This is a genomic window from Actinacidiphila yeochonensis CN732 (assembly GCF_000745345.1).
Classification (GTDB): Bacteria; Actinomycetota; Actinomycetes; order Streptomycetales; family Streptomycetaceae; genus Actinacidiphila; species Actinacidiphila yeochonensis.
Genome location: NZ_JQNR01000003.1, coordinates 956,694 through 980,783, shown reverse-complemented (window position 1 = coordinate 980,783; position 24,090 = coordinate 956,694). Strand labels below are relative to the sequence as shown.

Here is a 24,090-nt window from a genome sequence, read left to right as displayed (position 1 = left end):
CGCTCACCGGTACTCCGCCAGCCGGCGGCCGATCCCCAGCACGGCGCAGGCCGCCGCGGCCAGGGCCAGCCCGCCGGCGCCGTAGGGGAGCAGGTCCAGCGCGTCGCGGCCGTCGGAGGCCGCCGCCTGGAACTCCCCCTGCTCCTGGCGGATCGCCGAGTCCAGGGCGTTGTCCGCGGCCTGGAAGTTCTGCTTGGTCGACGCGATGTCCTCGCCCTGGGCGTCCTTGCCGCCGATCACCTTGCTGACGGCCTCGTCGTACCGGCCCTCGCCGTCCAGCCGGAGCTCGGCCGCGTGCCGGACGCGCCACTGGGCGACGGCGTCGGCGGCGGCCAGGACGGGGGCCTTGCCGCGCGGGTCGTCCGCCAGCTTCAGGGCCTGTGCCAACTCACCGCCGAGAGGGCCGTTCTCCGGGCCGGCCAGCGTGGTCATGGCGGTGGTGAAGCGGGTGTCGTAGGAGGTGTCCACGCCGCGCGCCACCAGTGCCAGGTTCTCGTCGCCGCGGGCCTGCAGCAGCACGATCTGGGCGTTGTCGAGCACCCGCGTCGACCGTGCGCCGTGCGCGGCGGAGTCCTCCAGGTCGGTACGGGCCACGGTGTGCGCGGCCGCCAGCCACAGCAGCACCACCGCGGTGGCCGCGCTGGCCGAGAGCAGGCCGCGGTTGAAGACCCGGTTGGTACGGCGGTAGTGGCGGCGCTGCGCCCACGCCAGGGCGGCCAGCGTGGCCACGCCCAGCGCCCAGGAGGCGTAGGGCAGGTCCTTGGCGTCGGTGTAGTCGGAGCCGAGCCGGGCGTTCTCCGCCGTGTAGAGCCGGCTGGCGGCGTCCAGCAGGCCGCCGTCCTGGCGCATCCGCTGGTCGGCGTAGCGCAGGTACGCGCCGCCCAGCGGCAGGCCCAGCCGGTTGTAGGCGCGGGCGGTCGCCACCAGCTGCGTGTAGGCGGGCAGTTGGCTGCTGAGGGTATTGATCTGGGCGCGGGCCTGAGGGGAGCCGGCGCTGTTCGCGGCGGCCTCGGCGATCAGCCTGGCGGCGGTGGTGACGTCGTCCTGGTACTTGTCGACGACGTCGGCCGGCTCCTGCCCGCCGGCCAGGAAGCCGTCGGCGACGGTGGCGTCGGCGTCGGCGAGGGAGCGGTAGATCGCGGCGGCGTTGGCGCTCAGCGGGGCGCTGTGGTCCAGGACGTTGCCCGCCGCGGCCTGCCGGTCGGCCACCTGCCAGGCCGTGACCGCGCCGAACGCGACGATCAGCAGCGCCAGGACGGCGCCGACGACGCGCAGCCGGCCCGGCTCGGTGGCGGCCCCGGCGCGCAGGGACCGCAGGTGTGCCGCCGCTGCCCGCCGCAGGTGCCCGGAATCCGGCCCGCCACCCGCCGTACCCGGGGCCTCCCCGGCCGGGACGGGCACGTGTCCCACCGGCGTCTGCGTCACGCGTCCTCCCCACGAAGCGGTCGGCTACCCAGCAGTATGGCTGCCGCTGCCCACCTGTGCACACGCCCCGGTTGGTCCGGCGGTTCCCCCTAGAGACCGTTCCGCGCCTTCCGTGCCGTGATCGCCGAACTCCGCCGAACTCCGCCGAACTCCGCCGTCCTCCGCCGAACTCCGCCGACCTCTGAGGAGCTTCGGCGACGGACGACGCGGACTGACGCGGACGGAGACGGATTGAAGCGGGTTGACGCGGATTGGCTCGGCTTGACGCGGATCGGCTCGGCTTGACGAAGGCGGCTGCCCGCAGGCCATTCTGACGGAGGAACGGGCGGTGCGTGCAACGACTTTCCGAACACGGAAGGTCAGGCTTCGATGTCCTCCGATGCCATCCGATCCCGCCGCCGGGCACCGTTGCCGGTGGTCGTGGCCCGGGATGGTCCGGCCCGGTCCTGGTGGGGGCCGCCCGTTCGGACGGCCCCCCGGCTGACCGGACCCGGCCGGGCGGTCCGGGATCAGGCGTAGTGCGCCCGCAGCGCGGCGTGCGCCTCCGGCGGCGAGGCCGTCCGGTCCAGGCCGAGCAGCGCGGCGCCCAGGATCGGCGGCGCGGCGATGACCCGGGTGCGGGCCTTGGGCGCGACGGCCGCCAGCAGCGTGTCGATCCCGTCCATCAGCTGCGGGTGGCGCGCGGCCAGCACCCCGCCGCCGAGCACCACGTCGGCCTCCTCGTCCAGCAGGTCCAGCCGGCGCAGCGCGACCGAGGCGAGGGCGACGATCTCCTCGGCCTGCCGGTCCACCACGGAGCGGGCGACCGGGTCGCCCGCGGCGGCTGTCGCGAAGAGCACCGGAGCCAGTTCGAGCCGGCGGCCGCCGGGGACATGTCCCAGGTGCAGCGCCTCGATGAGCGCGTACATCGAGTCCAGCCCGAAGTGCGCCGGCAGCGTCCGGGCCAGCTCGGTGGGGGCGCCGCGCCCGTCCTCCGCGCGGGCGGCGAACCACAGCGCCTCCTCGGCGAGGCCGCCCCCGCCGCCCCAGTCGCCCGACAGCCTGCCGATCGCCGGGAAGCGGGCGGTGCGCCCGTCCGGCAGCAGGCCGACGCAGTTGATGCCGGCCCCGCAGACCACGGCCACGCCCCGCGGCGCGTCCACGCCGGCCCGCAGTATCGCGAAGGTGTCGTTGGCCACGGCGGTGCTGGACGACCAGCCGCGCGCGTGCACGGCCTGCTCCAGCTCGCGTTCCTCGACCGGCAGGTCCGCGTTGGCCAGGCACGCCGACACGTGCGCGGCCAGCGGTCGGCCGCCGCGTTCCCGGGCCGGCGGCAGGCCGGCCGCCGCTGCGGCGCGCTCCACCGCCTCGGCGACGGCGTCGACAGCCGCCGCGACGCCCACGACGGGCGGCTGGAAGCCGCCGCCGCGGGCGCTGCCCAGCACCCGGCCGTCGGCGGCGACCAGCGCCACGTCGGTCTTGCTGTTGCCCGCGTCGACGGCCAGCACGCCGCCGCGGACGAGCGGCTCGGGGTCGGCGTCGGACCTGCCCGGCCTGCCGGACCCGTCCGATCCGTCGGGCCGGGGGGCCTGGGGGTCCCCGGGGGAGTTCACGCCCACGCGAAGTGCTCCCGGTTGTGGGCGACCAGCCGGTCGGTCAGCGCCTCGGCCTGCGCGTACTGGCCGACCAGCGGGTGGGCCAGCAGGGCGGCGAAGACCCGGTCCCGGCCGCCGCGCAGCGCCGCTTCCAGGGCGAGGTCCTCGTAGGCGGTGGTGTGCGCCACCAGCCCGGCGTAGAGCGGGTCCAGCGGTGGCACCGGAAGCGGGACGGCGCCGGAGCCGTCGACGGCCGCCTGCACCTCCACCACCGCGTCGTCCGGCAGGAACGGCAGGGTGCCGTTGTTGTACGTGTTGACGACCTGTATCCGGCCGCCGTCCGGCACGGCCGCCGGGCGCAGCAGCGAGGCGGCCAGCGCCACGGCCGCCTCGGAGTAGAAGGCGCCGCCGCGCTTGGCCAGCAGCTCCGGCTTCTCGTCCAGCGCCGGGTCGGCGTACATCTCCAGCAGCCGCTTCTCCATCGCGGCCACCTCGGCGGCGCGGGACGGCTTGGTGCGCATCTCCTCCACCACGGCGTCGTGCGCGTAGAAGTAGCGCAGGTAGTAGGAGGGGACGACGCCGAGCCGGTCCAGGACCGGGCGGGGCAGGTGCAGGTCGTCGGCGATGGCGTCGCCGTGCTCGGCCAGCAGCCTGGGCAGCACGTCCGCGCCGTCCGGGCCGCCGAGCCGCACCGCCCGCTCCCAGGTGAGGTGGTTGAGGCCCACGTGGTCGAGGTGGACCTGCTCGGGTTCGACGTCCAGCAGCCGGGCGAACTTGCGCTGGAAGCCGATGGCCACGTTGCACAGCCCGACCGCGCGGTGGCCGGCCTGGAGCAGCGCCCGGGTGACGATGCCGACCGGGTTGGTGAAGTCGATGATCCAGGCGCCGGGGGCGTGCCGGCGCACCTGCTCGGCGATGTCGAGTACCACCGGGACGGTGCGCATCGCCTTGGCCAGGCCGCCCGCGCCGGTGGTCTCCTGTCCGACGCAGCCGCACTCCAGCGGCCACGTCTCGTCCTGGAGCCGGGCCGCCTGCCCGCCCACCCGCAGCTGGAGCAGTACGGCGTCGGCGCCCTCCACACCGGCCACCAGGTCGGAGGTGGTGGTGACCTTCCCGGGGTGGCCCTGCCTGGCCAGGATGCGCCGGGCCAGGCCGCCGACCAGTTCCAGCCGGTCCGCCGCCGGGTCGACCAGCACCAGCTCCTCGACCGGAAGGCTGTCCCGCAGCCGGGCGAATCCGTCGACGAGCTCGGGCGTGTACGTGGACCCGCCGCCCACGACTGCCAGTTTCATCCCTTGACTCCTGTCAGGGTCACACCTTCGATGAAGGCTTTCTGTGCGAAGAAGAACACCATGATCACCGGCGCCATGACGAGAACGGTGGCCGCCATGGTGAGGTTCCAGTTGGTGTGGTGGGCGCCCTTGAAGGACTCCAGGCCGTAACTGAGCGTCCAGGCGGCCGGGTTGGAGCTGGTGTAGATCTGCGGTCCGAAGTAGTCGTTCCAGCAGGCGAAGAACTGGAAGAGGGCGACGGCGGCGATGGCCGGACGGATCATCGGCACCACCACCCGCAGCAGGGTGCGCAGTTCGCCGCACCCGTCGACGCGGGCCGCCTCGGTGTACTCGCGGGGGACGGTGAGCAGGAACTGCCGCAGCAGGAAGATGCTGAACGCGTCGCCGAACGCCAGCGGCACCAGCAGCGGCCACAGCGTGCCGTCCAGGTGCAGCTGCTTGGCCCAGAACAGGTACATGGGGATGATCACCACCTGCGGCGGCAGCATCATCGTCGAGATGACCAGCACCATGACGGTGTTCCGGCCGCGGAAGCGGAACTTGGCCAGCGCGTACGCCACCGGCAGCGACGACACCACGGTGAGCACGGTGCCGACGACGGAGTAGACCAGGGTGTTGCGCCACCAGGTGAGGAATCCCGGGGTGTCCCACACGGTGCGGAAGTTGGACCACACGAAGGGGTGCGGCCACAGTGAGCGGGTGAGCGCCTGCTGGTCGCTCATCACCGCGGTGAGCAGGACGAAGACGAACGGCAGCACGAAGAACGCGGCGGCGGCGATGCCGAGGGAGTGCACGGCCGTCCACTCCAGGGCGGCCCGGCGGCGGGCGGCGCGCCGGGCGCGGGTGCCGGCGGCCGTGCCGGTCCGGGAGGCGGTCCGGGACGGGGCGCCGGGCAGGTCGGGGGCGCCGGGGTCGAGCGTGGCATGGGTCATGGGGATCAGTCCTCCGCCGACAGGAAACCGTTGCGGCGGCGCATCAGCAGGGCGGTGAAGGCCATCGCGAGCACGAACAGCACCAGGGCGACCACGCACGCGGAGCCGTAGTCGAAGCGCTGGAAGCCGAGGTTGTAGACGAGCTGCGGCAGGGTCAGCGTCGACCGGTCCGGGTAGCCGGGCTCGAACTGCTGGCCGGAGTTGCCGATGATGCCGGAGGCGACCTTCCCCGCCACCAGCGGCTGCGTGTAGTACTGCATGGTCTGGATCACCCCGGTGACCACGGCGAACATCACGATCGGCCGGATGTTCGGCAGCGTGATGTGGCGGAACCGCTGGACCGCGCCGGCGCCGTCCAGCTCGGCCGCCTCGTACTGCTCCCGGGGGACGTCCAGCAGCGCCGCCATGAAGATGACCATCAGGTCGCCGATGCCCCACACGGCCAGCACGGTCAGCGCCGGCTTGGACCAGTGCGGGTCGGTGAACCATCCGGCGCCGGGGATGCCGATGCCGCCGAGGACGTGGTTGACCGGGCCGGTGGCCGGGTTGAGCAGGAAGACGAACGCCATGGTCGCGGCCACCGGCGGGGCCAGGTAGGGCAGGTAGAAGGCGGTGCGGAAGAACCCGGCGCCCGTCCTGATCCTGGTGACCAGCAGCCCGACGCCCAGGCCGAAGACCACCCGCAGGGTGACCATGACCACCACCAGCCACAGGGTGTTGCGCAGCGCCGGCCAGAAGAGCGGGTACTCGGTGAAGACGTAGGACCAGTTCCTCCCGCCGCTCCACACCGGGGCGTTGAACCCGTCGTAGTGCATGAAGGAGAAGTAGACGGTGGAGAGCAGCGGGTAGCAGAAGAAGACCGAGAAGCCGATGATCCACGGCGACAGGAAGGCGAGGTTGCGCAGCGCTGCCCTCCTGCGCCGGGCGCGCAGCGCGGGGTGGACGGCGGTCATCCCTGGGCCTGCGCGATGTCCTTGTCGACCTGCTGGTCCACGCCCGCGAGCCCTGCCCTGAGGTCCTTGGCCTTGCCGGACTCGTACGCGTAGCCGAAGTCCTGGAGGGTGACCTGGTAGGCGCCGCCGTTGACGCTCGGCGGGGTGGTGGTGCTGCCGGGGTTCTGCGCGATGCCGATGAACGTGCGGAAGGCCGGGTCGGGGTCGAGCTTCGGCGACTTCAACGCGGCCAGAGTGGAGGGCACGTTGTGGATGGCGTTGGCGAAGGAGACCACCGCGTCGGTGTCGGTGGTCATGAACTTCACCAGCTCCCAGGCGGCGTTCTTCTTGGTGCTGGTGGCCGCGATGCCGGTGATGGTGCCGGTGATGTAGCCCTTGCCGTACGTGGACGCCTGGTCGTCGGGGACCGGGAACGGCGCCACGGCCAGGTCCTTCATGCCGGCGGCGCGCGCCATGCCCATCCGCCACTCGCCGTCGATGCCCATCGCCACCTGGCCGGTCTGCAGCGGGTTCTTCGCGCCGAACTCGTCGCCGAAGCCGGAGCGGTACTTCTCCAGCTTCGCGAACCCGCCCAGGGACGCGATCAGTCGCTGCTGCCAGCCGAACATCGCCGCGAAGCCGGGGTCCTTGGCGACCTGGGACTTTCCGGCGGCGTCGAAGTACCTCACGCCCCACTGCGCCGCCAGGTGGCCCGGGACGGACTCGTAGCCGTGGAAGTCGGGCATGTAGCCGAGCCGGCTGTAGCCGCCCGCGGTGGACCTGGTGAGCTTCACGGCGTCCGCGTCGAACTCCGAGAGGGTCTTCGGCGGCCCGCTGATCCCGGCGGCTGCGAACTCCTTGGTGTTGTAGTAGAGGCCGTAGGCGTCCCCGAGCAGGGGCAGCGCGCACCGCTTGCCCTGGTACTGGGTGTACTCCAGCATCGGCTTCGGGAAGGTGGCGGCCGGGTCGATCCGGTCCTTGGCGAGGAAGGGCGAGAGGTCGGCGAAGGCGCCCGAGGAGCAGAACTGCCCGACGTTGTCGGTGGTGAAGGAGGAGACCACGTCCGGCGCGGTGGGGCCGCCGGCCCGCAGCGCCTGGTTGATCTTGTCGTCGGTGATGTTCCCCTGCACCTTGACGTGGATGTTCGGGTGCAGCTTCTCGAACCGGGCGACGTCGGCGTTGACCGCCTTCAACTCGCTGGGCGCGGACCAGCCGTGCCAGAAGGTGATGGTCACGTCCTTGCTCGCGTCGTCGGTGGCACCGGGCGAGCTCTGGCCGGTACACGCGCTCGCCAGCAGGGCGAGGGCGGCGGCGGACGCCGCGAGGGCGGCGGCCTTCGACAGTCGGGACACTGCGCTTTCCTCCGGTTCGGTGCGAGGGTGCGAGGGTGCGTCGAGACGGCGCCGGGAGGGCGCCGGGGGTGTGCCGGGGCGGGTGCTGAGGGGTGCTGAGGGGTGCTGAGCGGGGCCGGGCGGGCGGCGGGCGGGCGGCGGGCTTGCCGAGGGTGTGCGGTGCCGACGGGACCGCGGAGGGTGCGGTTCCGCTGGGTTGCGGGGGAACTGCGGAGAACTGCGGAGAACTGCGGGGCGCGGACGGGCCGCGGGGACGACCGGGTTGCTGACGGGCTGCTGCTGGTACGGGGTCGTACGGCGCCTGCGGGCTGGGCGGGCCGGGTGGTTCAGCGTGCCGTGTCGAACACCTCGTCCCGGGTGGTGGCGAGCGCGCTCTCCAGCGCCCCGCTGAGGACGGGGTGTCCCGCGGCGGTGCCGAGCACCAGCCGGGGCCTGGGGACGGCCAGTTCGGCCAGCTCGGCCTGGATCATCGCGCGCAGCGGCTCGCCTCCCGCGAGGGTGACCCGGCCGGCCAGCACGATCAGCTCCGGGTCCAGCACGGCGACGATGGAGGCCAGTCCGATCGCGTGGCCGGTGGCGCAGCGGGCCAGCAGCGCGGCGTACGGGTCCTCGGCCTCCGGGCCGCCCCGCGTGTACCCGGCCGCGGCGGTACGGAGCAGTTCGGCGGCGGCGTCCTCCTGGCTGCCCGAGGGCAGGTCGAGCCCCAGCTCCCGGGCGATCCGCAGCACGGCGTTGCACCCGGCCAGCTCCTGGAAGCCGCCGTTGTTGGCGCGCGCCACGTTGCGCACCAGCGGGGTGCCGGGCACCGGCAGGAAGCCGACCTCACCGGCGCCGCCGGTCCAACCCCGGTGCAGCCGGCCGCCGATGACGAGGGCCGCGCCGATGCCCTCCTCGTTCCACAGCAGTACGAAGTCGCCGTGTCCGCGGGCCGCGCCGATCCGCTGCTCGGCGACGGCCGCGAGGTTCACGTCGTTGTCGTACTCCAGCGGCATCGGCAGCGCGGCGGCCAACTCGTCCAGCAGCGTGGGCGCGTGCCAGCCGGGGAGGTGGCTGGCGTACCGCAGCCGCCCGGTGCTCGGGTCGAAGGCGCCCGGTGTGCCGATCACCACCCGGTGCAGGGCGGCGCGGCTGAGCCCGGCCGCCTTCACCGCGCCGTCCAGCGCCTCCACGACCTGGGCGACGGCGCTGCCGGCCCGGTGCCCCGGCGTGGCCAGCCGGAAGCTGCCGACGGTACGGCCGGTGATGTCGGCGACGGCCGCCCTGATCCGCTCGGTGTTCACGTCCAGGCCGGCCACGTACGCCGACTCCGGGTTCACCGAGTACAGCTGCGCGTTGGGCCCGGGCCGGCCGGCGGTGGTACCGGTGGCCAGCACCAGCCCGGCCGCCTCCAGCCGCGCGAGCAGCTGCGACGCGGTCGGCTTCGACAGCCCGGTCAGCTTGCCGATCCGGGTGCGGGAGAGGGTGCCGTGCTCCAGCAGGAGGTCGAGCGCGGCGCGGTCGTTCATGGCGCGCAGGACGCGCGGGGTTCCGGGGGTGCCAGCCATACGCGCCATCCTTTCGCAGCTCACTGTTAGGAAGGTTTCCTAATGGCGAACGCCAAGGTAGGCCCGCCGTCACTGGAGCGTCAAGGGTCCGCGGGCGCGGGCGCGGCGAGCCGCCGCGCCGACGTACCCGTACCCGGCTGCGGGGCCGGTACGCGCGCAGCCGTCAGGCGATGTGACGAGTCGTCAGGCATCGGGCGGGGGTGCGCTGCCGGGGGGCTCCCGGCGGGACCGGACCGGTTGCCTCCCGCAGCGGACGCGGCCTCGCGGGTCCTGGGCGACGTGCGGGCCGTTCGGCTCGTTCGGCCGTTCGGCTCGTTCGGCTCGTTCGGCCGTTCGTGATCGTTCGGGCCGTTCGGGGCCGTTCGGGTCAGGAGTCGCCGTCCAGCCGGAGGTGGGCGTTGACCGCCATGGCCTCCTCGGCCAGCTCCGGCAGCTCCACCACCTCGACGCCTGCCTCCCGCAGCAGCTCCACGCCCACGCAGTCGGCCACGAACAGGCTCGGCTCGCGCCAGGCCACCACCACCCGGGGCACCCCCGCGGCCAGGATCAGCCGGGTGCAGGGCAGCGGTCGGGACGCCCGCTGGGAGCAGGGCTCCAGCGTGCTGTAGACGGTCGCCCCGGCCAGCCGGGGGTCGCCGGCCGGCAGCTTGGCGAGCGCCGACTCCTCGGCGTGCACCACCGGATCACCCTCACGGCTGAACCCGGTCGCCAGTTCCGTGCCGTCCGCGCCGACGACCACCGCGCCGACCGAGTAGGCGCCCTCGGCCGGCGGACAGCGCCGGGAGAGCTCGATCGCGCGCCGCATCCAGCGCAGGTCCCGCTCGTGTTGGCTCGGGCCGGAGGCGGTGCGGACGGGGGAGCTTGTCGGGCCGGGCGTCGGGTCGGGCGTCGGGCCGGGGACGGGATCGGTCACGGGGTGCGGTCCTTCGGTGCGTAGCGGAGCAGGACGGTGTCGCCCACCGGCCGGGCCTCCACCAGGCGCATCCGGGCGGCGGAACGGCCAGGGTAGTGCGCCGGGCGCAGGAAGCGCGGCGCGTCCTCCTCGCCCACGACCAGCGGCGCGACGGCCACGTGCAGCTCGTCGGCGAGGTCCAGCGCCAGCAACTGGGTGTGCACGCTGCCGCCGCCCTCGACCATCAGCCGGCGCACCCCCCGGCGGCCGAGCTCGTCCAGCACCCGCCCCCAGTCCAGTTCGGGCCCGGTCGGAGCGACCTCTGCGAGGCCCGCCAGCCGCGCCCGCAGCCCCTCGGCGGCACCGTCGCGGGTGAGGACCAGCCGCTCTCCGCCGTGGTGCCAGAACCGCAGCTCCGGGTCCAGGTCGCCGCCGCCCGTGACGGTCACCCGCAGCGGCTGCTCGGGCCGGCCCTCGGCCACCCGGCGGGCCCGCCGCGCCGGGTCGTTGACCAGCAGCCGTGGGTTGTCCTTGCGCAGCGTCGAGGCCCCCACCAGGATCGCGTCGCTGCCGGCGCGCACCTCGTCCACCCGGGCGAAGTCCTCCGGCCCGCTGAGCAGTAGGCGCTCGGGCGAGGCGTCGTCCAGCCGCCCGTCGAGGGACACGGCGGCCGAGAGCAGCACGTAGGGCCGGCCGCCGGGGGTCGGCGGCCGGCCCGGCCCGTACACGTCCCAGGCCCCCGCCCCCGCCCGCCGGATGCCCGGCCCCCGTCCTCGCCCACGCCGCTGTCGCCTGCCACGTGCCCGAGCGTACGGGGCGGGGCGGCCGGCCCCGTGCGGGGCGCCGTGTCGCCCGGATGGCCGCCGGACGCCCGGGCGGACGGGGACGCGCCGAGGGCACGGTGCCTCCGCATCCTCGCCGCGTCCTCTCCGCGGGCTCTCCGCGGGCTCTTCTGCGGTGTCTCCGCGGCCGTCTCCCGGGCGGGGGCGGGCCGGGGAGCAGGCGGGGAGCGGGCAGGGGAGTTGACGGGGGGCAAGGCAGGGGAGCCGGCGGGGAGTGTGCGGGGCGGGGACGGTCCTGGCGGCGGCTCGGGCGGGCGCGGCTCCCCTCCGGGCGGGCGGCGGGTTGGGCCGCGCGACCGGGATGCGGGGCGGGCGGGGGTGGCTTCTCATGGAGCCGTCCGCCCTTACGCACGGAGGGTCGGGCTCCGTTCACTGTGTGGCCATTCCTGAGCAACCATCCGGACGTGTCGCCTGTCTTCCGGGTTGCTGGTGTGCCGTGGCGGCCTCGTTACCCACGCAGGGCCCGCGGCCGGAGGGGAGAGGACCTGACGTGATGGCGGACCACGGCGAACCCGGAGCCGTGCCGAGCCCGGTACCGGCGAGATCGACCACCGTGACGGACCCCGACGCCTACCCGGCGCCGTCCACCGTGCTCGGCCTGGCGGCGGCGGCGCTGCGCGGCCGGGGCCTCGGCCAGGACGACGCGGCCCCGGCGCAGGCGCACCGCGGCATGACCCTGATCGCGGTGATCAGCCTGTTCATCGGCACCCGCGGCACCTGGACGGACGCGGTCCCCGACCACCTGGCGACCGCCGCCGGCATCAGCCTGGTGTACGGCGGCATCCTCGCCGCCGGCGTCCTCACGCTGACCGTGCGGACACGGCGGGCCCTGGTCGTGGTCGACGCGGTGGTGCTGGCCATGGCCGTCGCCCTCGTCGTCGTCGGCTGGATGCTGTTCCACGGTGCCACCGACGAGGCCGCGCTGACCGCCCAGGCGGCCGACGCGATCGACCACGGCCGGCCGGTCTACGGGCAGGCGTGGCCGTGGATCTTCCACGGCCGGGCGGCGCTGACCAAGACCATGGACGGCAGCGCCGACTACACCTTCGGCTACCCGCCGCTCGCCCCGCTGCTGACCGCCCCGGTACGGGCGGTGGTGCACGGCCCGACCGCCGCGACCATCGTGTCGACCGCGGCGCTGCTGGCGGGGACGTGCGCGCTGTGGGTGCTGCTGCCCGCCCTGTGGCGGTCCGCGGCCACCGCCGTCTGCCTCGGCTTCGGCCTGCTGCCCGGGTACGCGCGCGACGGCTACCCGGCGGTCGTGGCGGTGGCGCTGCTGGTACCGGTGGCCGTGGGATGGACGCGGACCGGCGCGGGCGGGCGGCTGGGCCGCGCGGGCGTGCTGCGGGCGGTGTGCCTGGGCGCGGCCTGCGCCACACAGCAGCTCGCCTGGTTCCTCGTGCCGTTCCTGCTGGCCGGCTTGTACGCGGTGCGCCGTGGCGAGCTGGGCGGACGTCCGGCGCGCGCGGTGGTGGCGCGCTACACCGGGATCGCTCTGCTGGTGTTCGCCCTGGTCAACGCCTATCCGGCCGCGCAGGCGCCCAGGGCGTGGGCGGGCGGACTGCTGCTGCCGCTCACCCAGAAGGCGATCCTGCACGGCCAGGGGCTGATGGGCATCTCGTACTACCTCACCGACGGCAGCAGCCGGCTCAGCTTCTACTCCTACGCCAGCGTGCTGCTTCTGCTGGGGCTGCTCGCGGCGACCGTCCTCTTCATGCGCCGGCTCGGCCCGGCACTGACCGTGCTGCCCTGGCTGGCGTTCTACCTCGCCACCCGCTCGCAGGACGGCTACTACCTGATGATGACGCCGCTGTGGCTGGCCGCCGCCGCGACCGTGCCGAGGGCGGCGCTGGCCAGGGCCTGGCAGCCCCGGCTGCCCCGCGGGCTGCGCTCGCCCCGCGCCAAGGCCGCGCTCGCCGGCGGGCTGCTGGTACCCGCGCTGCTGAGCACGGTGGTGGCCGCGGCCAGCCCGCCGCCGCTGCGGATGACGGTCACCCCGCAGGCCGCGCCAGGTCACCCGAACGGGTTGTCCGGCGTCACCGTACGGGTGCGCAACACCAGCGCGGCCACGCTCGTCCCGCACTTCGCCAGCCGCTACGGGCAGGGCGCCTCCGCCTGGTGGGACACGCTCTCCGGTCCCCGAAGCCTGCGCCCGCGCACCTCCGCCACCTACCGGCTGCGGCCGAGCGGCGGCTACCGCGCGTACCCGGGAGGGCAGCACCCGCGCTTCGTGCTGATCGCGGTCACCGGCACCCCCGAGACCATCAGCTCGGCCCTGATCCCCAAGCCGAGCTGAGCCGGCCGGGGGCCGGGGGCCGCCGGCCGGCTGCCGGCGAGGGGGCGAGGAGGCCAGGAGGCGCCCGTCGACGGCTCCGGGAGCGGTCGGAGGCTGTCCGCGGCCGGTATGCGGCCGGTATGCGGCCGGTATGCGGCCGGTACGAGGCCGGTACGAGGCCGGTACGAGGCCGGTCAGGCGCCGCCGGCGTCCCCGTCGCCGCCGGAACGGTTGGCCGACGCGCGGGCGGTGGGTCGGGGCACGGTGGCTCCGGTAGCGCCAGAAGCTCCGTCACCGTCGCCGTCGCCGCCGTCGCCGCCGTCTCCGCCCTCCTCGTCCGGCGCGTCGGCCGCCGCCCCGCGTCGTCGGCCGCCCCGGCCTGAGCCGGGATCTCACCGGCCACCGGGCCACCGGTGATCTCGATGCCCTCGCGCTCGAACGCGTGCCGGAGGCGCCAGCGCAGTTCGCGGGCCACCCCCGCTGCCTGGCCCGGCATGGTGCGGGCCTGCACCATGACGACGACGGAGTCCGGGCCCACGGACTCCAGACCCAGCACCCGCACGGGCTCCCACAGCACCTCGTCCCAGGGGTCCTCCTTGGACATCTCCTCGGCCGTCGCGGTGATCACCGACCGGGCCCGCGCCAGATCCTCGCCCGCTCCGACCTGGACGTCCACCAACGCGGTGGCCCAGCCCTGGCTGAGGTTGCCGATGCGCTTGACCTCGCCGTTGCGCACGTACCAGATCTCGCCGCCGTCGCCGCGCAGCTTGGTGACCCGCAGGCCGACCTCTATCACGGTGCCGCTCGCGACGCCCGCGTCGATCACGTCGCCCACGCCGTACTGGTCCTCCAGGATCATGAACACCCCGGACAGGAAGTCGGTCACCAGGTTGCGGGCGCCGAAGCCGATGGCCACGCCCGCCACCCCGGCGCTGGCCAGCAGCGGCGCCAGGTTGATCTTCAGCACCGAGAGCACCGTCAGCGCCGCCGTGCCCAGGATCAGGAACGACGCCACGCTGCGCAGCACCGAACCGATCGCCTCGCTGCGCTGCTTGCGCCGCTCCGCGTTGACCAGCAGACCGCCCAGCGTCGTGTTGGCCGCGGCCTCCGCGCCCCGGTTCATCCGGTCGATCAGCCGGCTGAGGGTCTTGCGCACGGCCGAGCGCAGGACCACGGCGATGGCCACGATGAGCAGGATGCGCAGCCCCGCGCTGAGCCAGCCGGCCCAGTTGTCGTCGACCCAGCTACTGGCCTGGGCGGCGGAGCGCGGCACCGCGTCGAGCGGCGTGCCGGCGTGAGGTGTCGCGGTGGACACGGGCGGTGACCTCCCCGTCCTGGTTGTGGAAGGCCCAATCTAACGGCGTAGCGCGCCCCGCCCCGACCGTGCCGATGCCGGTGGGCGCCCTCTCGTGCCGTCTTCGAACGCACGTCGGGTACGTCGGGCGGCTTGCCGGGCCTCGGCCGCGGTGCCGGGCCGGGTGCGGGCGGCAGCCGCTGGGGCGCCGCGGCGGCCTACGGTGCGGTGCCCTGGCGGCCCACGGTCCGGTGCCCTGGCGGCCTACGGCGCGGTGCCCTGGTGGCCTACGGTGCGCCGGCCGACCGCTCCGCCCGGCCCTGTGGCCCAAAACACCCCCGGTCCGTTACACCGGCATGGTGGCGCGTCCCCCCGCCTTCCGGGGACACTGAGGCCAGAACGTCCCGGCGCGAGCCACGCGCCGCCGGCGCCCAAGGAGGCATCCGTGCCGCATGTCCTGGTCCTGAACGCGTCGTACGAGCCCCTCGGCGTCGTACCACTCCGCCGCGCACTCATTCTCGTGCTCAACAACAAGGCTGTGTGCCTGGAGGAATCCGGCGCCTACCTGCACAGCGAGACCCAGGCGCTGCCCGCGCCGAGTGTCGTGAAACTCACCAAGTTCGTCCGCGTGCCCTTCCGGGGCACCGTCCCGCTCACCCGCCGGGCCCTCTTCGCCCGGGACGGCGGGAAGTGCGCCTACTGCGGGGCGGCGGCCACCAGCGTCGACCACGTCATCCCGCGCAGCCGGGGCGGCCAGCACGCCTGGGAGAACGTGGTCGCGGCGTGCAGACGCTGCAACCACGTGAAGGCGGACCGCCACGTCGCCGAGCTGGGCTGGCGGCTGCGCCACCAACCGGCGCCGCCCTCGGGTCTGGCCTGGCGGATCATCGGGACCGGCCACCGGGACCCCCGATGGCTGCCCTACCTGCAACCCTTCGGCGCGGACGACGCCCTGGCCCGGATCGACGGCATATCAGCCTGACATCCGGGCCTTCGTGTTTCCGGGCCGGACCCGCGCCGGCCCGGCCCCCGCCATGCCCGGGGCATGGCGGGCGTCCCGGGCCGAACGCCGCCACCGGCCCGGGGCTCAGACGCTCTCGGACACGGTGACCTCGGCCCAGATCCGCTTGCCCACGCCGTCCCGCGCGCAGGCACCCCAGCGCCCGCCGGTCACGATGTCGATCAGCTCCAGACCGCGCCCGGACTCCTCGTCCTCGGCGGGGTCCGCCCGCACCGGCAGCGACGGGTCCGCGTCGTGCACCTCGATGCGCACCCCGTCGGGCAGCCGCGCGTAGCGGGTCTCCACCAGCCGGTCCTGCGGCACGTCGGCGTGCCGCAGCGCGTTGGTGACCAGCTCCGACAGCACCAGCTCGGCGGCGTCCGCGAGCCCGGCGTGCCCCCACGCGAGCAGATACCCGCGCAGATCGTGCCGCGCCTGGCCGACGACACGCGGCTCCATCACCCACCGCCGCGCGACGGTCGTCCCCGGGTGCCCCTGGACGGTCTGTACGGGGATCGGCCGCAGGGTCACCGGGCCGCCCCCACACCGCAGGTCCGGCGCGGCGTACCCGCCTGCGGTCGGCAGTCGGCACCCCGCCGCGCGGGCAGCACGGCCCGGGAGCAGCGGGACGACGGCGTACGGCGCCCGAAAGGCGCGGACGGGCCGGAAGCGGCCCTCGCCCTTTCACAGCACGGACGGATAGGGTCTCGCATGTCAGCCTGCTTTCGAGGTTGGCCATGCCCCCGGACCGAGTGCGCGGTCGCGGGGGTCTCCTTACGGCCAGTCAGCCTGCCGACACGCAGGGGCCGGAAGTACCAGACGTCGCTGATACCGTCGGCCATGGATTGACGGCACGTCAGACGCGCAACCAGGAAGCGAAGTTGCTGAACGTCTCCGGCATGCGCCGCCTCGCGGCCTCCAGTCCGCTGTACGTCTCACGGACGACCGGGTGGTAGCGCGTCTGCTGAGGCGCGATCCTGCGTGCCGTCTGGAGGCTGCGGAACGCCCCGGCGGTGTCGCCCATCCACATCTGCGCCCAGGCGACCTCCGCGTGGTGGTGCGCCAGCCTGGAGAGCGGCCACTCGGCCGCCATGGTCATCCGGCCGGCCGCGTCCACGGCTTCGGGGTACTTGTCCAACTCCGCGAGCACGCTCACCCGGTGCGCCTGGACGTTGGTCGGCCCGAAGGACAGCCAGTGGACGCGCTCGGCGGGACCGGTGCGCTCGGCGATGCGGTACGCCTCGCCCAGGTGCCCCTCCGCCGCGTCCTCGTCCTTGTCGCGGCCGGCCAGCACCGCCGCGCCCAGGTGCAGTTGACCGGTCACGACATCCCGAACCCGCCCGGCCTCGGCCTGTTCCAGGGTGGACCTGCCGAGCTGGATCAGCCGCTTTCCGGTGCGGTAGTCGCTGGCCCGCAGGTAGGCCAGGGCGCGCAGGTACTGGCGCAGCCCGCCGATGACGGGGTCGGAGGCGCGCTGGGCTGCCCAGTCCATGCGGTCGAGTGCCACCGCGCAAAGGTCCGAGTACCCGAGTTTCGTGGTCACGTCGTACGCCGTGCGGTACGCGGAGGCGAGGAGCCGCCAGTGCCGGGCGCTGGGGGAGGTGTGGGCCGTGGTGGTGGCTTCGAAGATCAGGCTCGATAGCAGGGCGGCGGCCTTCTTGATGTCGGTCGCCCGGATCATGGCGCACAGTTCGTCCGCCTGTGCCTCCAGCTCTTCGGTCGAACGGGGCAGGACATCCGGGTCCGGTCCCAGGTCGTACACGTTCAGCGCCTCGCGGATCGGCTGGATCAGCCCGTCCAGTTGATCCAGCTTCAGCTCGTCGAGGTAAGGCTGCCCGGTCAGCTCGGTCACCGGCACGGACAGTGCCCGGGCCAGCGCACCCGTCACCGAAGGGCTCGCGGGCATCGCCCCCTGCTCCACCTTCGTCAGGGTGCTGTACGACACATGCGAGAGGTCCGACAACTCGCGCTGGGTCAGGCGGCGTGCCTTGCGGGCGCGCGCGATGCGGTATCCGGTGTGCTCTTCACCGTACGGCGCCATCTCGATCTCCGTTCTGCGTCCCCCTCGTAGCAAGGTACCCGCCGCCGGGGCCCGCAAGGCGACGAACAGCGGGCCTGTGGAGGGACGTTGAACGCGGATCCCGTCCGATGGTTCGTGCTGCCGCCTCAGGTCGGCTCCGGCGAGTGCCCTGATCTGCGTCCCGGCCTTCCCGGCCTTCCCGGCCTGGGATGGCGTCCATGCGTACCCTGCCGGGCAGGTGCCCCGCTTTCGCGACGCTGAGTGGCGATTCCCAGGAACTCCGCCAACGCCCTCAGCCCGGAAGGGTGGTTGGGAAGCGACCACAGGTCGCGCACGATATCGACGGCCGAGGTGTGGTGCTGCATCCACGTCGGGGCGACCCGCCGCAGCGACTCCAGTGTCCTGACCGCCCCGGTCGCGTCTCCGAGGTCGGTGTGGGCGCGGGCCACGTCGAGCAGCAGCCAGGTCCGCCAGGAGGGCGGGGTGTCCTTCGACAGGCGCATCCCCTTGGAGAGGCTCAGGGCGTCTTCAGGGTGGCCGTACTGGACGGCCAGGCGGACGCGTTCGATCCGGACCGACGAGGGGCTGAAGACACTGACCATGCGGTTGTCCGAGCCGGCGGGCAACCTGGATACGCGGGCGGCCTCTTTCTCCGCCTCCTTCATCATGTTTGCCGCGCGGTCGTAGTCGCCGCTGCGGGCGGCCGACGTGGCGGCGCTCATGGTGAGCGCACCCCACACCTTGAGGCCGTCGGCGGTGTCCGTGTGCCCGGCGTCCTGGATCGCCGCGGCGGCGTGCAGTGCGACGCCCAGGGCGTCGGCGAGGCGCCCCTGTCGCTGGTACGTCCAGGCCACGGAGTTGACGATCATGGGAACGAGAAGCGGGTCCGACGTCCTCCCGGCCGCCTCCGTCGCCCGTTCCAGACTCGTCAACGCGAGGTCGGTCTTGCCCATACGCACGGCGACGTGTCCGCCGAGCTGCAACGCCTTGGCCAGTGCGGCGAATCCGAGTCCCCTCTCCTCCTCGCCGCCGGTTGCGGCGGCGGAGCGCGCGTCTGCGATCAGCTCGGGGAGCACCTTCATCACCGTGTCGAACTCGGCCGCGTGGTACTGGGTCCAGGCGTCCGCGATCTGCTCGCGCAGGCGCTCCGGGGAGAAGTCCGGGCCGGTCGGAGGCGGTGGCGGCCCCCACAGGGTGGGCATGATGGCTCTGCGTACGGCGACGAAGCGAGGGCCGTCGTTCTCCCCGGTCGAGGCCACGGCCGGTGGGTCGCCGAGCAGAGTGGTCAGCTCCACTCCCAGCCCGTTCGCCAGCGCGTGCAGCGTCGGGAGCCGCGCCGAGTGCTTGCGCCCCTGTTCCAACTGCCGGATGACGTCCACCGATACGTCGGAGCGCTCCGCCAACCCCTCCTGCGTCAGGTCAGCCAGTCGGCGCAGGCGCCGCACCGTCCGTCCCAGGTGCTCACTCGCCACGCGTTCACGGTACGCCGGGGCGGGGCGGTCGACAGCGCAGACCTGGTCGCTGAGGCCAGGGGGAGTCAGAATGGAGCGGGGGGAGGGGCCGGATGAGCACTTCTGAACGTCGGCGCTTCGGGACCTGCGGGGCTTCGACTGTCCCGAGGTCGGAGTTGGGGAAACGGCGGGTCGGGGTGGAAAGGGTCCACGACCTCGCGTCCAGGGTGCATGCTTTGCGGCTGGCCGACGATCTTGTCACCGGGGGCTACCTGTTGGGGCCCGCCTTCCGTGAGCTCAACGAGGCCGTACGGCTGCACAAGGAGGCGGTGTTCAGCGAGGCCGTGGGGCGGATGCTGCTGGCGCGGATCGGTGAACTCGCCCAGATCGCCGGATGGATCGCCTCGGACGCCGGACGGTACGCGGACGCGGAGCGGGCGTACACCCTGGGGATGTCCGCCGCTCGGGAGGCGGGCGACACCACGCTCGTGGCCAACCTCGCGGGCTCCCTGGCCTACCAGCACACCAACACCGGGAGGCAGCGCGAGGGGATCGAGCTGGCCCATGCGGCGGTGGAGGAAGCCGGGCCGAATGCCCCGGCGGCCACGAGGGCCCTGTTCCTGGACCGGGTGGGGTGGGCCTATGCCAAGGCGGGAGAGGCGCAACCGGCGATGCGCGCGCTCGAAGAGGCACATGAGGCGCTGGTCGGCGGCGACGGGACCCCGGCGCCGGAGTGGGCCTACTGGGTGACGCACGAGGAACTCGACGTCATGGACGCGCGGGTCTTCACGGAACTCAAGCGTCCCTTGCGGGCGGTCCCCCTGCTGACAGAGGTGCTGAGCCGATACGACGCCACCCATGTGAGGGAGGTGGCGCTGTACCGGTCGTGGCTCGCGGTGGCCCTCGCCGACGCGAACGAGCCGGAGCGGGCCGTGCGGGAAGCGGGGCGGATCGTCGAACTCTCCTCCTGCCTCGCCAGCGAGCGCACCGCCGAGCGCACCCGAGCCGTCCTGCGGCGGCTGGAGGAGTACGGCGACGTGCCCGAGGTACACGGCCTGTTGTCCGCCAACCGGCACCTTCTGGTGGCCTGACTCCTGGCGGGTGCAAGGGATTGGCCTGCTTGCCGCTGAGTCAGCCGTCCGGATCCTGACGCGCTCCTGCCGGCGGCCAGCCGTCTTATGCGTGCTGCGGGCGGCGGGTGAGGACGAGGGGGCCGGCCTCGGTGATGGCGACCGTGTGCTCCGAGTGGGCGGTGCGCGAGCCGTCGGCCGAGCGGATCGTCCAGCCGTCGGGGTCGAAGACGATCTTGTCGGTGCCCGCGGCGAACCAGGGCTCGATCGCGATCGTCAGGCCGGGACGGAGCTTCCAGCCGCGGCCGGCGCGGCCGTCGTTGGGGATGTGCAGGTCCTCGTGCATGGTGCGGCCGATGCCGTGGCCGCCGAACTCCAGGTTGACCGGGTAGCCGTACTCGGCGGCGACCGCGCCGATGGCCGCCGAGATGTCTCCGAGCCGGTTGTCCGGCTGGGCGGCCTTGATCCCGGCTTCCAGGGCGACCTCGGTGGCCTCGATCAACCGCAGGTCCTCCTCGGCGGGGGTGCCGACGATGACGGAGTACGCCGAGTCCGCGGCCCAGCCGTCGATGGTCACCGCCATGTCCATGGTCAGCATGTCCCCGTCGCGCAGCGTGTAGCGGTGCGGCAGTCCGTGGAGTACGGCGTCGTTGACCGAGAGGCACACCACGTTGCGGAACGGGCCCTTGCCGAACGAGGGCGCGTAGTCCCAGTAGCAGGACTCCGCGCCGCGCTCCTTGATCCGGCGGCGGGCGTGGTGCTCCAGGTCCATCAGGTCGACCCCTACCGCGGCGAGGTCGCCGAGTTCGGCCAGCAGCCGGCCGAGGAACTGGCCAGTGACGCGCATGCGCTCGATGTCTCTGGGCGACTTGAGTTCGATCACTGTGAACCTCGATTCCCCGGGGTGCCGACAGGTATATTTATACCAGGGTGAGTGCTTGCCGCCGCCCACCAGCGGCTCTAGCATGTGCGTATGGTTCGCCACCCCCTCGCCCCGGAGCAGATCGAGGCGGGCCGACGTCTCGGGGCCGCGTTGCGCGCGGCGCGCGCCGGGCGCGGCCTCGTCGAGGTGGCCCTGGCGGCGGGGATGTCGCCGGAGACCCTCCGCAAGATCGAGACCGGCCGGCTGCCGACGCCCGCGTTCGGGACCGTCGTCCGGCTCAGCCAGGTGCTCGACGTGCCGCTGTCCGAACTCGCCGTCGTCTGGTGCGCCGATCCCGCCCTGAGCGAGGCTTCCTGAGCCGTGCTCTGAGAAGTGCGGGTGCGGGTCCGTAGCCATTCACCGGTGCCGGAAAGAGCTGCGACAGTCTCAGCGGCGGGCTCGTGTTCAGCCGTCCCATGGGTTCCCGGTCGCCGCGCGGGTGATGGCGAGGTCCTGGTCGCGTACGTCGAGTCGGCGGACCGCCGGGATGTGGGCGTCCTGGCGGTCCGCGCGTCCGCGCGTCCGGGTGGGGGCGCGTCCGGGCGGGGCGCGCCGGGCGGGTCCGGGCGGCGTCAGTGGTGGTCGGCGATGAAGCCGGCTATGGCGGCGGCGACGGCTTCGGGCTGCTCGTCGGGGATGAAGTGCCCGGCGTCGGGCACGACGACTCCGGTGGTGTTGTCGGCCCAGGGGCGGATGGAGGCAGCCATGTCCGGGATGGAGCCGTGGCTGCTGGAGATTCCGAGGACGGGCAAGGTCAGGTGCTTCCGGCTGAGCGCCTGGTGGTTCCTGCGCGCCGACTCGGCGGCGTCCCGGTAGTAGGCGAGCGAGGCGTGGAGGCCGCCGTCGGCCGCGAGGGCCGCCGCGTAGTGGTCGAGGTCGGCGCCGTCGAACGTGTCGGGGGAGAGGGCCTTCGCCTTCAGGAACCAGCTGACGTATTCCCGTTCGCGGCCCGCGAGCAGGGTCTCGGGCAGGTCGGGCACGAGGTGGAACGCGAAGTGCCAGGTCTTCCACGCCCGGGCCGGGTCGGTGGGAATCGACTCCGGGAGGGTGATGCCGGGGATTCCGGCGTCGAGCAGGGCGACCCCGCGCAGCTGGTCCTCGTGGTTGAGGGCGAGGGAGAAGGCGACCCAGGCGCCGATGTCGTGGGCGGCCAGCCAGTAGGTCGACACTCCGAGCGCCTTGACGGCGGCGTGGACGTGCGCGGCGACCGTGTGGGTGTCGTAGCTGAGCTCCGGACGCTCGGAGTGGCCCTGGCCCGGCAGCTCGACCGCGATGACGCGGAACCGGTCGGCGAGACCGGGCATGACCTTCCGCCAGGCCCGCCAGGTCTGCGGGAAGCCGGCGAGCAGGACGACGGCCGGACCGGCCGGCTGGCCGCCTTCGACGGCATGCAGGCGGATGCCGTCCGCGTCGACCCAGCGGTGGGTGAACCCGTCCAGGTCGTGCAGGGGCAGGTCGCGGACGGGATGGGCTTCGGAGACATGCTGAGCGGTGGTCGCGGGGTCAGTCACGGGAATCCTCCAGGGGTGTGGCGTCTGCTGGTTCGGTGCCGCGCCCCAGGGCCAGGCCGGTGAGCGCGATGGCGATGACGAGGGCAGTGAGGGTGATGCCGGCGATCCGGGACCCGGCTGGCTGGCCGAGACGCCGAGCAGCAGGACGGGGCAGAAAAGGCCGGCGTAGACGAACAGGAAGTACGTCGCGCTGAGTTCGGCGCGGTTGCCGGGTTCGCTCAGGGCGTCCGTGACGCCGAGGCCGTGGCGCATCAGGATCCCGACGGCTGCCCCGGCGAGGACGGTGCCGGCGGTGAGGACAGGCGCGGAGCGGGTCCACGGCGCCGTCTCGATGAGGACCATCCCGACGGCCAGCAGGCATGTCCCGGTGCTCCGCCGCAGGAGCCGCGGCGGCGTGAGGACCTGGGCCGGCAGTGCGCTGACGAACAGGGCGCCGGCGCCAGCACCGATGACGGCGCCAGCACCGATGACGGCGTCGGCGCGTGCGAACCCGAGGGCGCTGACCGCTGTGAGCGCCAGTGCCAGAGCCAGGACGGGGCGGCGTCCGATCGCGTCGGACAGCGAACCGGCCACGAGCAGCATGCCGACGACGCCGATGACGTAGGCGATGAACACGAGGGTCGTGGTGACGGGCCCGAAGCCGAACTCCGACGCCCACAGGGCGTAGAGCGGAACGGTCGGATTCCCGCCGGCCATGACGAGGGCGTAGATGACGACGACGACGGCGGCGGCCGGGACCAGGCTGCGTGCCCGGTGGCGCTGTCTCGGATTGCGGGTGGGCCGCGGTCGTGATCATGGCTGCCAACGTACACATCTTGAACCATCCGGTTCAAGATAGGATGGTGTGCAGCACGGCACATGGACATCGGACCCATCGGCAAGATCGACGCACCGGCAAGGAAGCGCCACGTGGCAGGCAAGAAGCAGTTCGACATGGACACGGCACTCGACGCCGCGATGACCCAGTTCTGGCGCGCCGGCTACGCCGACACCTCGGTCGACGACCTGTCACGGGCGACCGGCCTGAACCGCAGCTCCATCTACTCCTCGCTCGGCGACAAGGACACGCTCTTCCTGCGCTGCCTGGACCGCTACACCGCGCGCTACGGCGACAGGTACGACGCCGCCCTGTCCTGTGCGGCCTCGGAGCCCCTTGCCGCCGTCCGCGCGTTCTTCGATGTCACCCTCGGGCGCATCGCCGATCCCGAACTGCCCGACGGATGCCTGATCGCCCAGTCGGCCATGGCGATTCCGGTGCTGAGCCCGACCGTCGCGGCGCACGCCAAGGAGGCGCTCGGCTTCCAGCGTCTGCGCCTGCGCGCCGCGTTGAAGGCCGGTGGACTGACCGACCAGGACGCCGACGCCTTCGCTGAACACGCTGCGGCCGTGAACCAGTCCCTCGCCCTCATGAGCAGAGCCGGGGCGGGCCCGGCACAACTCCTGGCCATCGTGGGCGTGACCGTTGACGCGCTCTCGCAAGCCTTGCGCGCGGCCAGGGGCGCTTAGGAGGCCAGGGCGAGGGGCCGCCGAGCGGAAGCGGAGGCGGGCCGTCTGAACCCACCTCCCGTCCCGGCGGCCACCTCCGGTCCCGGCGGCTTGCCTCCCGTCCCGGCGGCGAGGTCCGCGGCCGCGTCCATGCCTGCGTCCGTAGTCGCGTCCGCGACTGCCACTGTCTGCCGCCGTCTGCCGCCGTCTGCCGACGGGTACCTTCTGGCGGTCTTAGTTCTCGCAGCTCGCGGGGGGCGGAGGGCCGCGGTCGGGG

The 24,090-nt window shown here is 73.5% G+C and carries 17 protein-coding genes and 3 pseudogenes; 5 read left to right on the top strand and 15 right to left on the bottom strand.

The genetic code is table 11. The features are described from left to right. Positions 1–3 precede the first annotated feature (3 nt). The 8 genes and pseudogenes from BS72_RS05675 to BS72_RS39745 all read right to left on the bottom strand — a co-directional run bounded on the left by BS72_RS05675 (position 4) and on the right by BS72_RS39745 (position 10,671). Positions 4–1,425 (bottom strand): hypothetical protein, encoded by a 1,422-nt coding sequence (locus tag BS72_RS05675; protein ID WP_232792221.1) that lies wholly within the window; start codon positions 1,423–1,425, stop codon positions 4–6. A gap of 509 nt (positions 1,426–1,934) precedes the next feature. After that, on the bottom strand, positions 1,935–2,912 hold the full coding sequence (locus BS72_RS05670; RefSeq protein ID WP_037907787.1) for an N-acetylglucosamine kinase: 978 nt from the start codon (positions 2,910–2,912) through the stop codon (positions 1,935–1,937). Positions 2,913–3,013: 101 nt separating this feature from the next. Further along, positions 3,014–4,291, bottom strand: coding sequence for a 6-phospho-beta-glucosidase (locus BS72_RS05665; protein WP_037906891.1), 1,278 nt, complete (start codon positions 4,289–4,291; stop codon positions 3,014–3,016). Further along, positions 4,288–5,223 (bottom strand): carbohydrate ABC transporter permease, encoded by a 936-nt coding sequence (locus tag BS72_RS05660; RefSeq protein ID WP_078901034.1) that lies wholly within the window; start codon positions 5,221–5,223, stop codon positions 4,288–4,290. Before BS72_RS05660 ends, BS72_RS05665 begins: the two co-directional genes overlap by 4 nt. A gap of 5 nt (positions 5,224–5,228) precedes the next feature. Then, positions 5,229–6,176 (bottom strand): carbohydrate ABC transporter permease, encoded by a 948-nt coding sequence (locus BS72_RS05655; protein WP_037906890.1) that lies wholly within the window; start codon positions 6,174–6,176, stop codon positions 5,229–5,231. Then, entirely contained in the window at positions 6,173–7,507 is a 1,335-nt protein-coding gene (locus BS72_RS05650; RefSeq protein ID WP_037906888.1) for an extracellular solute-binding protein, read from the bottom strand. The genes BS72_RS05655 and BS72_RS05650 overlap by 4 nt, the downstream gene beginning before the upstream one ends. A gap of 326 nt (positions 7,508–7,833) precedes the next feature. Beyond that, positions 7,834–9,060 (bottom strand): ROK family transcriptional regulator, encoded by a 1,227-nt coding sequence (locus BS72_RS05645; RefSeq protein ID WP_037906885.1) that lies wholly within the window; start codon positions 9,058–9,060, stop codon positions 7,834–7,836. 358 nt (positions 9,061–9,418) lie between these two features. After that, positions 9,419–10,671, bottom strand: a pseudogene (locus BS72_RS39745) (dihydrofolate reductase family protein). 607 nt (positions 10,672–11,278) lie between these two features. On the opposite strand from BS72_RS39745, the gene BS72_RS05630 reads away from it, so the two are divergent. Next, positions 11,279–13,081, top strand: a complete 1,803-nt coding sequence (locus BS72_RS05630) for a hypothetical protein (protein WP_322942110.1) — start codon at positions 11,279–11,281, stop codon at positions 13,079–13,081. A 214-nt stretch (positions 13,082–13,295) separates the two neighbouring features. Here the strand turns inward: BS72_RS05630 and BS72_RS05625 are convergent. Continuing rightward, a pseudogene (locus BS72_RS05625) lies at positions 13,296–14,375 on the bottom strand (mechanosensitive ion channel family protein); the annotation flags it as partial. A gap of 424 nt (positions 14,376–14,799) precedes the next feature. Here BS72_RS05625 and BS72_RS05620 point away from each other — a divergent pair. Continuing rightward, positions 14,800–15,336 (top strand): HNH endonuclease, encoded by a 537-nt coding sequence (locus BS72_RS05620; protein WP_037906882.1) that lies wholly within the window; start codon positions 14,800–14,802, stop codon positions 15,334–15,336. Positions 15,337–15,441: 105 nt separating this feature from the next. On the opposite strand, the gene BS72_RS05615 is transcribed toward BS72_RS05620, so the two are convergent. The 3 genes from BS72_RS05615 to BS72_RS05605 all read right to left on the bottom strand — a co-directional run bounded on the left by BS72_RS05615 (position 15,442) and on the right by BS72_RS05605 (position 18,846). After that, complete coding sequence (locus tag BS72_RS05615) at positions 15,442–15,885, bottom strand: ATP-binding protein (protein WP_232792220.1); 444 nt, start codon at positions 15,883–15,885, stop codon at positions 15,442–15,444. Between the two features lie 325 nt (positions 15,886–16,210). Further along, entirely contained in the window at positions 16,211–17,395 is a 1,185-nt protein-coding gene (locus BS72_RS05610) for a helix-turn-helix domain-containing protein (protein ID WP_037906879.1), read from the bottom strand. 125 nt (positions 17,396–17,520) lie between these two features. Next, positions 17,521–18,846, bottom strand: a complete 1,326-nt coding sequence (locus BS72_RS05605; protein WP_078901031.1) for a helix-turn-helix domain-containing protein — start codon at positions 18,844–18,846, stop codon at positions 17,521–17,523. A 215-nt stretch (positions 18,847–19,061) separates the two neighbouring features. On the opposite strand from BS72_RS05605, the gene BS72_RS05600 reads away from it, so the two are divergent. Then, positions 19,062–19,916: a hypothetical protein gene (locus tag BS72_RS05600; RefSeq protein ID WP_078901030.1), complete on the top strand. Its 855-nt coding sequence runs from the start codon at positions 19,062–19,064 to the stop codon at positions 19,914–19,916. An 85-nt stretch (positions 19,917–20,001) separates the two neighbouring features. On the opposite strand, the gene map is transcribed toward BS72_RS05600, so the two are convergent. Then, a complete protein-coding gene (gene map, locus BS72_RS05595) occupies positions 20,002–20,778 on the bottom strand; it encodes a type I methionyl aminopeptidase (RefSeq protein ID WP_037906875.1) in 777 nt (258 codons plus the stop codon). Positions 20,779–20,868: 90 nt separating this feature from the next. Between map and BS72_RS05590 the strand changes: the two genes are divergently transcribed. Next, positions 20,869–21,135 (top strand): helix-turn-helix domain-containing protein, encoded by a 267-nt coding sequence (locus BS72_RS05590; RefSeq protein WP_037906874.1) that lies wholly within the window; start codon positions 20,869–20,871, stop codon positions 21,133–21,135. A gap of 254 nt (positions 21,136–21,389) precedes the next feature. Here the strand turns inward: BS72_RS05590 and BS72_RS05585 are convergent, their stop codons facing one another. Both BS72_RS05585 and BS72_RS39425 read right to left on the bottom strand, forming a co-directional pair. After that, positions 21,390–22,328, bottom strand: coding sequence for an alpha/beta fold hydrolase (locus tag BS72_RS05585; protein WP_037907768.1), 939 nt, complete (start codon positions 22,326–22,328; stop codon positions 21,390–21,392). Positions 22,329–22,751: 423 nt separating this feature from the next. Next, positions 22,752–23,039 (bottom strand): annotated as a pseudogene (locus BS72_RS39425) (MFS transporter); the annotation flags it as partial. Positions 23,040–23,237: 198 nt separating this feature from the next. Here BS72_RS39425 and BS72_RS05580 point away from each other — a divergent pair. Next, positions 23,238–23,834, top strand: coding sequence for a TetR/AcrR family transcriptional regulator (locus tag BS72_RS05580; RefSeq protein WP_037907766.1), 597 nt, complete (start codon positions 23,238–23,240; stop codon positions 23,832–23,834). Positions 23,835–24,090: the final 256 nt, after the last annotated feature.

Excerpts from the sequence above, each read along its gene's own strand:
- BS72_RS05665 (WP_037906891.1), bottom strand. The coding sequence starts at position 4,291 with ATGAAACTGGCAGTCGTGGGCGGCGGGTCCACGTACACGCCCGAGCTC.
- BS72_RS05660 (WP_078901034.1), bottom strand. The coding sequence starts at position 5,223 with ATGACCCATGCCACGCTCGACCCCGGCGCCCCCGACCTGCCCGGCGCC.
- BS72_RS05655 (WP_037906890.1), bottom strand. The coding sequence starts at position 6,176 with ATGACCGCCGTCCACCCCGCGCTGCGCGCCCGGCGCAGGAGGGCAGCG.
- BS72_RS05645 (WP_037906885.1), bottom strand. The coding sequence starts at position 9,060 with ATGGCGCGTATGGCTGGCACCCCCGGAACCCCGCGCGTCCTGCGCGCC.
- BS72_RS05630 (WP_322942110.1), top strand. The coding sequence starts at position 11,279 with ATGGCGGACCACGGCGAACCCGGAGCCGTGCCGAGCCCGGTACCGGCG.
- BS72_RS05610 (WP_037906879.1), bottom strand. The coding sequence starts at position 17,395 with ATGGCGCCGTACGGTGAAGAGCACACCGGATACCGCATCGCGCGCGCC.
- BS72_RS05590 (WP_037906874.1), top strand. The coding sequence starts at position 20,869 with ATGGTTCGCCACCCCCTCGCCCCGGAGCAGATCGAGGCGGGCCGACGT.